A 13,760-nucleotide genomic window follows, 5' to 3' on the forward strand; every position below is an offset into this window, starting at 1 on the left:
CTTGGTTGAGTACTAATTGCAAAATTTTAGCGCATCGGTGCAAAAAGTAAACTCTTTATTTACGCCATTTTCATTAGATTTAATGATTTTTGATGGTGGTAGTATCAAATTGCCCTGTACACCATCACACCCTAGGTATTCAAGTATTTCTAAAGTCTCGGTTTTTTCAATTAAACAGGCTAAAACTTTAATACCAAAACCATGGCAAATATTGTTAACGGTTTGAATATAAAATTGGCTTTGTGGGTTAGTTACTAAATCTTGAATATAACTACCATCAATTTTAACGTACTCAATATCCAGCCCTTGTAAATACCTAAACGATGTTAAGCTAGTACCAAAGTGTTCAATACACACATTAATGCCCAGCTCTTTTATTGCATCTATATGTAACGATGCAACATGCACGTTATACAATAAGCTTATTTCGTGCAGCTCAAATAGCAAGTTAGTTTTTATAACTGGCTTAGTGTGCGAATAAAGAGTAAGCCATTCTATAAAGTCAGTTGAGTACAAAGATGCCTTACTAATATTCAGGGCAAACACTTCATTTGGGTATTGCTCTTTAATATCTACAAAATTACGTATAATTTTTTTATCAAGTTCTTCGGTTAAATTTAACTTTTCGGCCATTGCAAATAAGTGGCCATTATTTACTTTTTCGCCATCATGAATAAAGTGTGCAAATACCTCAAAGTAACATTGAGAGTGAGCCTTATTGGCTTGTTTTACTGGCTGTACCGAAAAGCTTACTTCACCGGCATTTATAATCGACTTAATCAGCTTACGCCATTGGTTGACGCTAAATAGTGACTCTTTATCGCTATTATCAATTGTAGTGTCTTCGCCAATGGTGCAACCGGTATCAAGTAACGAGAGTACTTCGCCTACACTCACACCTTGTTCAACGGCAACTATGGCTAAATTTGCGTAGCCATTTATGTGCAAGCTGTTTTCTTTTTGGCTTAATTTATCACTCAGATCTAAACGGGCTTTATTTAAAAATAACACGTCATAAGGGGCAAGTAACACAAACGTGCCACCGTTTAACCTAAATACAGTTGAGTTTGGTAATTCTTCTGCAGCATGTTTAAGTATTTTAGCTGCATCAAGCACATGCTGATCGCCATCTTGGTAGCTTACTATTTGGTTTATATTATTTAATGAGGGCAGGGTAAGCATCATTGCAGTAATGGGCGCATCGTCTGAAATATTATTGACCACAGAGTTAAAGTGGTTTTCAAACGACTTACGGTTACCCAGCCCAGTTAACGAATCTATATAAACTTCTTCGGTAAGTGCCTGAGTTTGTTTGGTCAGTGAATCAAACGTACTTTGTAAGTTTATAACCATGTTATTAATGGCTTGGGTTACGGTACGAAGCTCCCGCGCTACCGGAATTTCCTTATTTAAGGTAAAACGTTTGCGAGTGACTAGAGTGGCTTGGTCTTCTACGGCTTTTAATGGCTTAAATACGGCGCGTAAAATTAAAAACGCAATAGCGAGTGATGCAGCTAAAAGTAAAAACGAGCTATATAAACTGCGTAATGTGTGCTGCCACAAGGTTAAATACGACTGCCCAGTATGGCTGGTTACATTAAGTGTGCCTGCCATCATCCAGCCGTTATTAATTTCAGAGTGCATAGTAGGCGCACTCAATTCAACCGCACTAATAAACCAAGTAGGCACAGATTCAACGCGTTTAGGGTTTTGTAACTCAAATATTATGTTGTTTTGCACATCAGTAAATTTAATTTCACTGTAGTAACCAGAGTCGAAAATAGCGGTTGCCATCGTTTGTGCAATCATTAGGCTATCGTCTTCTAAATAGGGAGAGATAGAAAGCCCTAAACTGGTGGCAGTGTCTTGCGCGTGGCTGGCCATTTGCGTTTGTAAGTAATTACGAGTTGTGTCTACGTCGGTAATAACACGCGCGCAAAATGAAATGATCGAAATTAAAATGATCAAGCCATATACTTGGGTCTTTAAACTCAATCCATATTTAAAAATTCGAGACATAACTACTAGTTCCTTTGTTGTTACCGTTAGCGGGCGCAAGCTCACCTTGTTCAATTCGTTCTAGCATGGTGTTCCAAGCAGAAACCCCACGGCTATTTTTAACCTTATTACCTAACCCTTTCGATTTGGCTAACCACAATCCTTGGCCATTAAAACTATATATAGGTTTTAAATCGCCACGATTACTAGCAGGCACTAGTTTAGTATTAAAATTATCGAGCACCAGCGGTATTTGATTGGGTTGTTCAAAGTATATCAACACCATGTGTGGTTGGTTAACCGTACGTTGGCGCACATACATAAAGCGTATTTTATCTTCTGGGATGCCTAAAGCAATTAAAGTAAAATATTTAGCAATAACATAATCTTCACAGTCACCCATACCTACCCCTAAACTTTCGAGTGGGGTGGCCCAGTAATCTTTTTTTTGCCAAAGATCGTCATCGGTTTTGTATTTTATATGCTTATTAAAAAAGTCATTCACTAAGTGAATTTTTTGCCATTCGCTTTTATCGGCAGAGTCATCAATAAAACTCAGCCAGTTTTTTATTCGTTGATGGCCAGCATCACCGTAAAACTGTTTGGCACGGGAAATTATATCGCTGTTACGCAAATGTAAAAGCATGTCTTGTGCACAAGCAAAAAAAGACACTAATATAATGATGCAAATTCCAACGCGCACAAAGCCCATCCCTAAAAAGTTAACGCAGTAATTATATTCTCATTAAAACTAAAATGATAGGTTATAAAAAAAGCACCAATCCAGCAATTAACAACTTTGCAACATAAAACAATCAAAAAGACTGCTTTTTATATTGAGCGATTGTATGGCTTGTGTATAATAGCCGCCCATATGGATGGTAGCGCTTAAAATCTTTGCTTAATTTGGCAAAAACATCAACAAGTGACTGCGGAACAAAAAAGTAACAATAAAAGGAATTGAAGTGAAAGTATTAAAAGCAGTCTTGCCTGTTGCAGGCTTGGGTACGCGCATGCTGCCAGCTACCAAAGCAACGCCTAAGGAAATGCTTCCACTAGTCGATAAACCTCTCATTCAATACGTTGTTAACGAAGCAGTAAAAGCCGGTATTAAAGAAATTATACTGGTTACCCATGCTTCTAAAAACGCAATAGAAAATCATTTTGATACCAGCTTTGAGCTAGAAGCCACTCTAGAAGCTCGCGTAAAACGCAGCTTGCTAGAAGAAGTTCGCTCAATAATCCCGCGAGATGTAAGTATTATTTCTGTTCGCCAATCTGCGCCATTAGGTTTAGGCCACGCAATACTTGAAACTTGGCCAATCATTGGCAACAACCCATTCGCTATTTTATTGCCAGACGTAATTATCGATCAATATAAGTCAAACCTTAAGATTGATAACTTAGCACAAATGATCGCCCGATTTGAGCGCACTCAACATAATCAAATTATGGTTGAACCTGTACCACATGAAGAAGTGCACAACTACGGTGTGGTTGATTTGGCGGGTGAATATATTGCGCCTGGCGAAAATGCAACCATTACTAATATGGTTGAAAAGCCAGACAACGACGATGCGCCAAGCAATTTAGCCATAACAGGGCGTTATGTTGTATCACCCGCTATTTGGGATTTACTCGAATTTACGCCTCCAGGGGCTGGCGGCGAAATACAGTTAACAGATGCATTACTGCAGTTACGCCATCTTGAAACAATTGAAGCGTACCATTTAAAAGGTAAGTCACACGACTGTGGCTCAAAACTAGGTTACATGCTCGCAAACGTAGAATACGCAATGCAATCAAGCCTAATGGGTGAAGAATTTACAAAGCGCGTTAAGCAATTAATGGCAAATGCATAAAGCTATGCAAAATCGGTTAATAAAAAATTAAGGGAAATCATGGCTATTAAAGTATTAAGTATTTTTGGTACACGACCTGAAGCAATAAAAATGGCGCCGCTAGTTAAAGCACTCAATGCAGCTGAAGGCATTGACGCTAAAGTATGTGTTACTGCACAGCATCGTGAAATGCTTGACCAAGTTTTAGACCTTTTTGAAATTGTACCCGAGTACGACTTAAATATTATGAAACCTGGCCAAAGCTTATACGATGTAACAACAAATATTTTGTTAGGTTTAAAACCTATTCTTGAAGAGTTTAAACCAGATTTAGTCCTTGTTCATGGCGATACAAGTACCACCTTATCTGCAAGTTTAGCTGCGTTTTATCAGCAAATTCTAGTGGGGCACGTGGAAGCAGGTTTACGCACAGGCAACTTAAGTTCACCATGGCCAGAGGAAGGTAACCGTAAGCTTACTGGCGCAATTACAAAGTTACATTTTGCACCAACGCAAACATCGCAGCAAAACCTACTAAACGAAGCAGTAAATGCTGACGATATCGTAATTACTGGTAACACAGTCATTGATGCATTATTACAAGTGGTTGATAAAGTAAAAACCGACACCGCTTTAATCTCAACACTAAAAGCTAAATTCCCGGAGCTTGATGAAACTAAAAAGCTTATTTTAGTTACAGGGCACCGCCGTGAAAGCTTTGGTGGCGGTTTTGAGCGTATCTGTGAGGCGCTAGTAGAAATTGCAACCGCGCACCCAGATACACAAGTTTTATACCCAATGCATTTAAACCCAAATGTACGCGAACCAGTAAACCGCATATTAAAAAATGTTGATAATGTGCATTTAATTGAGCCGCAAGACTACCTACCATTTGTGTATTTAATGAATCAAGCCCACATAATAGTAACCGACTCAGGTGGTGTTCAAGAAGAAGCGCCAAGCTTAGGTAAACCTGTACTTGTTATGCGTGACACCACAGAACGCCCAGAAGCGGTAGAAGCTGGTACAGTTAAACTAGTAGGTACAGATAAAGCACGCATTGTGAGTGAAGTGAATAACTTACTCACTAACGCTCAAGAATATCAATCAATGAGCCGTGCACATAACCCTTATGGTGATGGTAAAGCGTGTGAGCGCATTGTGGCTAAAATTAAGCAACATTTTAAAGATTAAAATAAAGTTTAAAACTTTTTCAAGGATTTAGTAATGACAATTAAAACAGTTTCTGTTGTTGGTTTAGGCTACATAGGTTTACCCACTGCGGCGGTTATTGCATCGCGTGGCATGCAAGTAATAGGTTTAGACGTAAGCGAAAAAGCAGTTAATACCATTAATGCCGGTGAAATACACATAGTAGAGCCTGATCTCGACATAATAGTGCGTGGCGTAGTATCAACTGGTAATTTAAGAGCGACTACAACGCCAGAAAAAGCCGACGCGTTTATGGTAGCTGTACCTACACCATTTATTCACAGCGAAAGTGGTAACCACAGTGCAGACTTAAGCTATATTGAATCGGCTGCAAAAATGATTGCCCCAGTGCTTGAAAAAGGTAACTTAGTTATTTTAGAAAGCACCTCACCCGTAGGTGCAACAGAGCAACTAGCCGCTTGGTTAAGTGAAGCGCGCCCTGACTTAACATTCCCACAAGATAAAGGCGATGCCGCCGACATTAACATTGCGCATTGCCCAGAACGTGTATTACCTGGTTATGTATTACAAGAGCTGGTATCAAACGACCGCGTAATAGGCGGCATGAGCAAAGCATGTAGCGAAAAAGCCGTTAAGTTATACGAAACTTTCGTGCGCGGCGAGTGTATTATTACCAATGCTCGTACTGCTGAAATGGCTAAGTTAACCGAAAACTCATTTCGCGATGTAAACATTGCCTTTGCCAATGAATTGTCGGTAATTTGTGACAAATTAAAAATTAATGTATGGGAGCTTATTAAGCTTGCTAACCGTCATCCGCGTGTAAATATTTTAAATCCAGGCCCAGGTGTTGGCGGCCACTGTATTGCGGTTGATCCTTGGTTTATTGTTGCAAGTTGCCCAGACGAAGCCAAAATAATTAAACAAGCACGCTTAACAAACGACGCAAAACCGTTTTACGTAATTGAAAAAGTAGCAAAAGCCGCTGATGAATTTAAACGCCCAGTAATTGCATGCTTAGGCCTTTCATTTAAAGCCGATATTGACGACCTTCGTGAAAGTCCGGCATTAAATATTGTTGAAGAATTAGCAGCAAAAAATATTGGTGAAATACTTGCGGTAGAGCCAAATATTACTGAGCTACCAGCTAACCTAGCAGATAAAAGTGTGAGTTTAGTGTCGCTGGAAACCGCACTAGAGCAAGCAAATGTCGTTGTAGTATTGGTCGATCATAAGCAATTTAAAGCTGCAGATAAAACAGAGTTTGCATCAAAAGTTGTTATTGATACTCGCGGTATTTTGTAAGGAATTATTATGAAAGTTACTTTTTATGGTATTGGTTATGTTGGATTGGTACAGGCTGCAGTTCTTGCTGATGCTGGGCACAATGTATGCTGTGTTGATATTGATGAAACACGGATAGAAAATTTAAAGAAAGGTATTATTCCAATTTACGAGCCCGGACTAACGCCTTTAGTAGAAAAAAACTTTGCGGAAGGTCGTTTAATATTTACAACTGACGCACAATTTGCTGTTGAATTTGGTGAATTGCAGTTTATTGCAGTAGGCACGCCACCAGACGAAGACGGCTCAGCAGATTTAAAATACGTATTAAAAGTAGCTGAAACTATTGCGACACATATGCAAAAGCCAAAAGTTATTATCGATAAGTCAACGGTACCTGTGGGCACTGCAGATAAAGTTAAAGCAACAGTGCAGTCAATTCTTGATAGCCGAAAAAGTGATTTAAGCTTTTCAGTGGTATCAAATCCTGAGTTTTTAAAAGAGGGGGCTGCTGTTAGTGACTGTAAGCGCCCTGATCGCATAATCATTGGTACAGACTCGACAGATGCAGAGGACCATATGCGTGAACTTTATGCACCATTTAATCGAAATCACGAAAAAATTATCGTCATGGATATTAAAAGTGCAGAGCTTACTAAATATGCTGCCAACTGTATGCTAGCTACTAAAATTAGCTTTATGAATGAAATGGCTAATATCGCTGAACGAGTAGGGGCCGACATAGAACATGTTCGCCATGGCATAGGCTCAGATCCACGAATCGGTTATCAGTTTATTTACCCAGGTTGCGGCTATGGAGGTTCATGTTTTCCAAAAGATGTACAAGCACTTGTTCGTACGACAGATAGCATAGGCTACGAATCAAAAATACTCAAAGCAGTCGAAGCCGTAAATTACGCACAAAAGCATAAGTTATTTGAGTACATTACAAAACACTATGACTTAGAAAAACATCCAGATGCAATTAAAGGTAAGACTTTTGCGTTGTGGGGTTTAAGCTTTAAACCTAACACAGATGACATGCGAGAAGCACCAAGCCGAGTTTTAATGGAACAGTTATGGGAATCAGGAGCCAAAGTACAAGCATATGACCCAGAAGCAATGGAAGAAACCCAACGAATTTACGGTAGCCGAGACGATTTAAGCTTAATGGGTACCAAAGAGTCTGCTTTAAACAAAGCTGACGCATTAGTTATTTGTACCGAATGGCAGAACTTTAGAGCGCCAGATTTTGATTTGATAAAATCGAAACTAAGTAGTGCAGTAATATTTGATGGACGAAACTTATTTGAGCCAAATAGAATAAACAAAAAAGACATTAAATATTATAGTATTGGCCGTGGACTTTCGGTAACTGGGTTGAATCTATGAAATATCTTGTAACAGGAGCAGCAGGTTTTATTGGTAACTTTGTGGCTGAGCGTTTATGCCAATTAGGTCATGAAGTTATAGGGCTTGATAACTTAAATGATTATTACGATCCTGCATTAAAACTTGCGCGTTTAAAGCGTATAGAACACTTTAATAACTTTAGTTTTATAAAAATGGAACTTGCTGATAGAGAGGCTATTGCAAAGCTATTTGCAAACGAAAAGTTTGAAAGAGTGATCCATTTAGCAGCGCAAGCGGGTGTAAGGTATTCAATAGAAAACCCGATGGCTTATATTGATTCAAACGTAGTAGGCATGGCAACAATATTAGAGGGTTGTCGCCATAACAACGTGAAACATCTGGTTTATGCTTCTTCAAGTTCTGTATATGGTGCAAATACTAAAATACCTTTTGCAGAAGAAGATAGAGTTGATCACCCTGTATCTCTGTATGCAGCAACTAAAAAATCTAATGAACTGATGGCGCATACTTATAGTCACTTATATTCATTGCCTACTACAGGACTTCGCTTTTTTACAGTCTACGGACCTTGGGGACGACCTGATATGGCCCCATTTTTATTCACCGATGCTATAGCCAACGATAGAGAAATTAAAGTATTTAATCATGGTGAGATGCAAAGAGACTTTACTTATATAGACGATATTGTTGAAGGCATTATTCGTATTCAAGATCATGTTCCATGTGTTGGCTCTGGTAATACAAAAGAAGGCTCACAATATTATCGTTTATTTAATATTGGCAACAATCAACCAGTACAGCTTGAGTCTTTTATTAACACGATTGAAAATGCCCTTGCTAAAAAAGCGAATAAAAAGTATTTACCAATGCAAGATGGTGATGTTGTTCGCACATACGCTGACATAGAAGAGCTTAATAAACAAATAGATTTTAAACCAGAAACTAACCTTCAAGATGGCATTAATAAGTTTGTAAAATGGTACTCGGAATTTTATAACAAATGATAAAATCTTTTTTTGAACTTAAAGACTATATAAAACATGATCATTATAGAATTTATAAAACTACATCTAAACTTAGCGTTTTTAAAAGTTTATTTTTGGGTGAGTCTTTTAAATATGTCTTTTGGTTAAGAGTTTGTGATTACTTAAATGGAAAAAATAAGGTTTTATACTTTATTTCTAAAATTATATTAAGACATTACAAGTATAAGTTTACAATTTGTATTCCCGAAAAAACGACTATTGGTAAAGGCTTTTACATTGGTCATTTTGGTGGTGTATTTGTTTCACCCAAAGCTGTAATTGGTGAAAATTGCAATATATCTCAAGGTGTTACGCTGGGTCAGATTTCGCGTGGTGTAAATGAAGGTGCTCCCTCAATAGGAAATAATGTTTACATTGGCCCCGGAGCTAAGATTTTTGGTGGGGTGAATGTAGGGGATAATGTTGCTATTGGAGCTAATGCAGTTGTAACCAAAGATATTCCTAGAGATTGCTCTGTTGGTGGCGTTCCTGCAAAAATAATTTCTAGTAAAGGGTCGTTTAATTATATAAACAATACTCTTTCGAGTGAGCAATAAAATGAGTGTCATCAAAGGTGTTGCATGGGTTTTTACTGCGACAATTTTAACCCAGTTAATAAATCTAATAACCTTACCATATATTTCTAGGCAGTACGATGAATCTGCTATATCTTCTTTAGGCATTATAACATCAGTATTGACCCTCTTTCTAATATTTAGTTCTTTTAGACTTGAATTTTTCATAGTAAAAAAAGATGAAGCATTAGTATCCCGTTTCACTCAAAGCCTTTTTCTTTTAACTGCTTTTGCTGCGATTATTTATTCATTTTTTTTGCTTGGATACTTAGTTTACAAAGGGATCGAACTTTCTTGGTATAGCTATTTTCTATTATTACCTTATCTGATAGGTGCTTTTTGGCAAAATATAGTTACATTTTCAGTCACTAGAAAGGGTTTTTTTCATCAATTGGCACTCTTAAAAGTTGCAAGGGCTTTTGTGTTGCTTGTAATGATGTACTTGCTTAATACACTACAAGTATTTGGGATTATTTGGTCTTTAGTGATTTCTGTATCACTACCTTTACTTTCCTATTTTTATATTTATCCACAAGAGATTATAGGGATTTTCACTGATGTTCAGGGCAAACTAAAGCTATTAAGAGATGAGTTATTTAAAAATTATCACGCTGCAATACAAGCAATGTTTAATGTTGTTAACTTACAATTTTTCGTTTTCTATGTGATTGCTTTTGAATCTAAAAAAATTATTGCGTCATATTTTTTTATGGAAAAGATTCTGAATGCGCCGTTAAACTTACTGGCAAGCAGCTTACGCCAAGTTATTTATAAACATTTTGTAGATAATAAAAGCAATAAAAGTAAGCTACTAAAGAGCTACATAACGGTTCAAAGCTTTTTGTGTTTTGTTGCAATTTTAATAGGAATATTTTTGTACGTTTTTGGGAATGATTTGATCAACTTTATCCTAGGTGATGGCTGGAACGAAGTTACTTTATTATTGAACGCCTATATTTTTATTATGGTTATGCAAATAATTAATATCCCAAGCACCTCGCTTTACCTTGCAATAGATAAAATACATATTATGGCTCATCTCGAAAAGGCTGATTTGACAATTAAGATTTTTCTAGCATTTTATTCAATTACTGCTGAGTTAAGCATATATGAATTTATTAACATAGCCTCTATATACGTAGTTATTTATTACTGCACAGTGAGTGCTTTTTTATATCGCTCACTATTTAGAGGAGAACGGTAAGTGTTAATAAGATTCTCTTACGTATCATTATTTTTTTCTTTAGGTATATTGTTTTTCAGCCGTTCTTTTACATTTTTATTTGAAATGCTACCAAATGGTATGGCTAGTAAAGTATTTACACCTATAAGCCTATTTTTTTACTTAGTATCTTTAGTGATCATTCTAAAAAAAATTAAATATAAGAGGCATTTTTATTCTTTATCCAAAGCCATCGTAATTCCATCAATTATTTGTTTTATAGCTATTTTATCAAGCCTTCAGTCTGAATATATAGTTGAGTCATTTACTGCTTCAGCAGGTTTGACAGGAACATTCCTATTTGCAATAGCGCTTGTTATCTCCGTAGATGAGAAACGCTTAATATCGGTGATTGTGAACCCGCTAATTATAGCATTAGCAATCAGTATCTTTTTTGCATTATTTATACCCTCTATTGGTATAGATGATGGTAGTAATGATCCTGAGCATATTGGTTTATGGCAAGGTGTTTTTGGCTTTAAAAATAACTTAGGGCGAACAGCCGCATTCACTGTTTTATTCATGATATTTCAAAATTATAAAGGTTATAAATCCAGATGGTATATATGGTTTATTCCTTTTATTTGCTTGATAATGAGTAAATCAACAACTCCATTGGTTTGCTTAATTATTGTATATTCATCTTTTTATTTTTTAAATATTTATGCGCGCATATCTAAAGCTGTAAAGTTTTTGCTAATCCCAGGCATTATATTATTAACTTATACAATGCTTGCAATTGTAAATTATATTATAAACGATGTGTTCGGTAAGTCACTAGCTGGAAATCGAGCTAATTTGTGGGAAGCTGTAATTTTAAATATTGACTATAAATTATTAGGCTATGGATTTGGTGGTGTTTTTTGGGGGGAAGGCAGTCCTGCTGAGTTTCTTGTCGGCAGAGGTTATTATCATTTAGGGCATGCGCACAATGGGTTGATAGATGCGATGATAGACATGGGCTATATTGGCGCTATTTTGTATCCTATAGTTCTGATTGTACCTGTTTTCCATTCAATGAAAAATCTACTTTCTAATGAGTCAACGTATTGCTTACCCTTCCTAATATTAACTTTTTTAATGGTTTACTCTATAAGTGGAAGTTCATTTTTAAAACAGAACAATATATTGTTTTTATTTTACTGTGTAGCCATTATTTATCCAGCATGGAGAAAAATAAATGAACGTCATATTAGTTATCGCTAGCTTAGAAGTTGGTGGTACAGAGCAAAAAGTTATTCGTTTAGCTAACTATTTTGCCGCACAGGGAAAAGCAGTTGAAGTACTATCGCTTTCTTTAAATAATTCACAAAAAGAGAAGCTTAATAGTAAGGTTAAACTTACCATTATCGATACTAACAGTAATATAAAAGCGCGTTTGGGTGCTAAAAAATGTGTTTTTAAATATTTAAAAAAACAGCAAGCTAGTGCTGAAATTATCCCGGCTATTTTTTATTTTAATTTCTACCCAGCATTATTTGTATCTTCAAAACTTATCAAACAAGTTGTATTAATTAATACAACTCATTTACTTGGCTTGATGAGTAAAGTTAAGCAGAAAATAGCTATAAGAAAAATGAAGTTTGCTAACGCTATTGTCTTGGGGAATAGCGAATTAGCTAACGCCTATAAAAATTTTAATCAACTTAAACATACACGGATAGAGGTGTTACAAAATGGAATCGATATTAATTGCCCTGTTAAGAAATGCTATCAAGTAAACGATGTGTTTAAGTTAGTGGTTGTTGCAAGGTTGCGCCCAGAAAAAAGACATGCAGATATTTTTAAAGCAGTAAAAATATTATTAGATAAAGGTTTTAAAATCGAGCTTAATTGTATTGGTAGCCAAGTTTTAGATGGCCAAGAAGGGCAGTTAAAGCAAGTAGTGAATGACTTAGGTTTACAAAAGCATATTAATTTTTTAGGTGAAAAAAATGATGTAAGACAGTTATTGCCAAATTACGATGCTTTTGTTTTACCTTCTAATGATACGTTTTCAAATGCGTTGCTAGAAGCTATGGCTGCAGGCCTACCTGTGCTGGGTGCTAATGTAGGAGGATCGCCCGAAATTATTAGTGATTCAAACGATGGTTTGTTATATGACTTTATGAATCAAACCGACTTAGCAGATAAAATAGAAGGTTTAATATTGGATGAGCAACGACGCAAAAATCTTGGTTTAAGTGCTATTAATAAAATAAATAAAAATTTTTCTAGCGATTCTATGTATAAAAAATATGAGGCGTACATCAATGAATAATATATTAACAAAATTATATTTATTTATTTATAAAAAACTCTTTGGAAGTGTAAGCCTTGCTAGAAAACTAGGCGTAAAAGTTGGCGAGGACTGTCGCCTGATAGGTAAAGTTGATTTTGGCTCGGAGCCTTACCTTATAGAAATAGGTAAGCATGTGAGTATTACGTCATCTAGTTTTGTTACACACGATGGTGGAGTTTGGGTTATACGCAAAGAAAACCCAAAGCTTGACGTAATCGCGCCTATTGAAATTGGTAATAATGTATTTATAGGCTCTAGGAGTATTATTCTTCCAGGAACTGTAATTGGAAATAATGTAGTTATTGGAGCGGGTAGTGTAGTTAAAGGGAATATTGAAAGTGACAGTGTTTACGCCGGAGTACCTGCAAGGAAAATAAAGTCTATTGATAATTATATTCAACAGTCTATCTCAGCGGGAATAGAGACTAAGGAGATAAAAAATAAAAAAAAATACTTAATAGATATGTTTATGACTAAGTAACTGCTAACGATTAAACATCTTTTTTTAATTTATAATAATTTTTATTTAAATACCAACTCAAGGCGATTCATAAATGTTTTTAAAAAATTTTGGCCATGCTTGCTACAAAAAAAGAATCCCACTAATTCCAACAATTACGAATGTACTCATTCGAACTATTTATCGTTGTGCGATTTACAGTGAAACTTCTATAGGTGAGGGTACGAAGTTTGGATATGGAGGTATCGGAGTGGTTATTCATAAACGTGCTGTAATTGGAAAAAATTGTATTATCGGAACAAATGTGACAATTGGAGGTAGATCAAAGTCGAAAGAAGTTCCTCGTATTGGTGATGGGGTATATATAGCCACCGGCGCTAAAGTTTTAGGTGATATTACTATTGGTGAAAACTCTGTTGTAGGTGCCAATGCTGTTGTTTTGAGCGATGTTCCACCTAACTCAGTCGTAGTTGGTATTCCGGCCAAGGTTATCAAATCAGGCATAAATATGAAGGATTTTAGATAAA

At 36.2% G+C, this 13,760-nt stretch carries 13 protein-coding genes; 11 read left to right on the forward strand and 2 right to left on the reverse strand.

All coding sequences use genetic code 11. The annotated features are described in order from the left end of the window. Positions 1-12: 12 nt before the first annotated feature. Both AC27JR_RS09390 and AC27JR_RS09395 read right to left on the reverse strand, forming a co-directional pair. Entirely contained in the window at positions 13-2,019 is a 2,007-nt protein-coding gene (locus AC27JR_RS09390; RefSeq protein ID WP_487173410.1) for a bifunctional diguanylate cyclase/phosphodiesterase, read from the reverse strand. After that, positions 2,003-2,701 (reverse strand): transglutaminase-like cysteine peptidase, encoded by a 699-nt coding sequence (locus tag AC27JR_RS09395; protein WP_058155475.1) that lies wholly within the window; start codon positions 2,699-2,701, stop codon positions 2,003-2,005. Before AC27JR_RS09395 ends, AC27JR_RS09390 begins: the two co-directional genes overlap by 17 nt. A gap of 262 nt (positions 2,702-2,963) precedes the next feature. Between AC27JR_RS09395 and galU the strand changes: the two genes are divergently transcribed. The 11 genes from galU (at position 2,964) to AC27JR_RS09450 (ending at position 13,759) form a co-directional block, all read left to right on the forward strand. Further along, positions 2,964-3,860, forward strand: a complete 897-nt coding sequence (gene galU / locus AC27JR_RS09400) for a UTP--glucose-1-phosphate uridylyltransferase GalU (RefSeq protein WP_131690871.1) — start codon at positions 2,964-2,966, stop codon at positions 3,858-3,860. 39 nt (positions 3,861-3,899) lie between these two features. After that, positions 3,900-5,033, forward strand: coding sequence for a non-hydrolyzing UDP-N-acetylglucosamine 2-epimerase (gene wecB, locus AC27JR_RS09405; protein WP_487173411.1), 1,134 nt, complete (start codon positions 3,900-3,902; stop codon positions 5,031-5,033). Positions 5,034-5,066: 33 nt separating this feature from the next. Further along, a complete protein-coding gene (wecC, locus tag AC27JR_RS09410) occupies positions 5,067-6,317 on the forward strand; it encodes a UDP-N-acetyl-D-mannosamine dehydrogenase (protein ID WP_487173412.1) in 1,251 nt (416 codons plus the stop codon). Between the two features lie 9 nt (positions 6,318-6,326). Further along, positions 6,327-7,688, forward strand: a complete 1,362-nt coding sequence (locus AC27JR_RS09415; protein WP_487173413.1) for a UDP-glucose dehydrogenase family protein — start codon at positions 6,327-6,329, stop codon at positions 7,686-7,688. Continuing rightward, positions 7,685-8,674: an NAD-dependent epimerase gene (locus AC27JR_RS09420; protein ID WP_487173414.1), complete on the forward strand. Its 990-nt coding sequence runs from the start codon at positions 7,685-7,687 to the stop codon at positions 8,672-8,674. Before AC27JR_RS09415 ends, AC27JR_RS09420 begins: the two co-directional genes overlap by 4 nt. Continuing rightward, complete coding sequence (locus AC27JR_RS09425; RefSeq protein WP_487173415.1) at positions 8,671-9,252, forward strand: serine O-acetyltransferase; 582 nt, start codon at positions 8,671-8,673, stop codon at positions 9,250-9,252. The genes AC27JR_RS09420 and AC27JR_RS09425 overlap by 4 nt, the downstream gene beginning before the upstream one ends. Before the next feature lies 1 nt (position 9,253). Beyond that, entirely contained in the window at positions 9,254-10,474 is a 1,221-nt protein-coding gene (locus tag AC27JR_RS09430; protein WP_487173416.1) for an oligosaccharide flippase family protein, read from the forward strand. After that, the gene (locus tag AC27JR_RS09435; protein WP_487173417.1) at positions 10,475-11,698 is read left to right on the forward strand and encodes an O-antigen ligase family protein; all 1,224 of its coding nucleotides are present in this window, start codon (positions 10,475-10,477) and stop codon (positions 11,696-11,698) included. It abuts the gene before it with no gap. After that, positions 11,673-12,752, forward strand: a complete 1,080-nt coding sequence (locus AC27JR_RS09440; RefSeq protein WP_487173418.1) for a glycosyltransferase family 4 protein — start codon at positions 11,673-11,675, stop codon at positions 12,750-12,752. Before AC27JR_RS09435 ends, AC27JR_RS09440 begins: the two co-directional genes overlap by 26 nt. Next, complete coding sequence (locus AC27JR_RS09445; RefSeq protein WP_487173419.1) at positions 12,745-13,254, forward strand: acyltransferase; 510 nt, start codon at positions 12,745-12,747, stop codon at positions 13,252-13,254. Before AC27JR_RS09440 ends, AC27JR_RS09445 begins: the two co-directional genes overlap by 8 nt. A gap of 73 nt (positions 13,255-13,327) precedes the next feature. Further along, complete coding sequence (locus tag AC27JR_RS09450; protein ID WP_064664293.1) at positions 13,328-13,759, forward strand: serine O-acetyltransferase; 432 nt, start codon at positions 13,328-13,330, stop codon at positions 13,757-13,759. Position 13,760: the final 1 nt, after the last annotated feature.

It is taken from the genome of Pseudoalteromonas sp. NH0006-26 (genome assembly GCF_057552415.1).

Bases quoted from the DNA above. Each gene is read 5' to 3' on its own strand.
- AC27JR_RS09390 (WP_487173410.1), bottom strand. From the start codon at position 2,019: ATGTCTCGAATTTTTAAATATGGATTGAGTTTAAAGACCCAAGTATAT.
- AC27JR_RS09450 (WP_064664293.1), top strand. From the start codon at position 13,328: ATGTTTTTAAAAAATTTTGGCCATGCTTGCTACAAAAAAAGAATCCCA.
- AC27JR_RS09445 (WP_487173419.1), top strand. From the start codon at position 12,745: ATGAATAATATATTAACAAAATTATATTTATTTATTTATAAAAAACTC.
- wecB (WP_487173411.1), top strand. From the start codon at position 3,900: ATGGCTATTAAAGTATTAAGTATTTTTGGTACACGACCTGAAGCAATA.
- AC27JR_RS09415 (WP_487173413.1), top strand. From the start codon at position 6,327: ATGAAAGTTACTTTTTATGGTATTGGTTATGTTGGATTGGTACAGGCT.
- wecC (WP_487173412.1), top strand. From the start codon at position 5,067: ATGACAATTAAAACAGTTTCTGTTGTTGGTTTAGGCTACATAGGTTTA.
- AC27JR_RS09420 (WP_487173414.1), top strand. From the start codon at position 7,685: ATGAAATATCTTGTAACAGGAGCAGCAGGTTTTATTGGTAACTTTGTG.
- AC27JR_RS09425 (WP_487173415.1), top strand. From the start codon at position 8,671: ATGATAAAATCTTTTTTTGAACTTAAAGACTATATAAAACATGATCAT.
- AC27JR_RS09430 (WP_487173416.1), top strand. From the start codon at position 9,254: ATGAGTGTCATCAAAGGTGTTGCATGGGTTTTTACTGCGACAATTTTA.
- AC27JR_RS09440 (WP_487173418.1), top strand. From the start codon at position 11,673: ATGAACGTCATATTAGTTATCGCTAGCTTAGAAGTTGGTGGTACAGAG.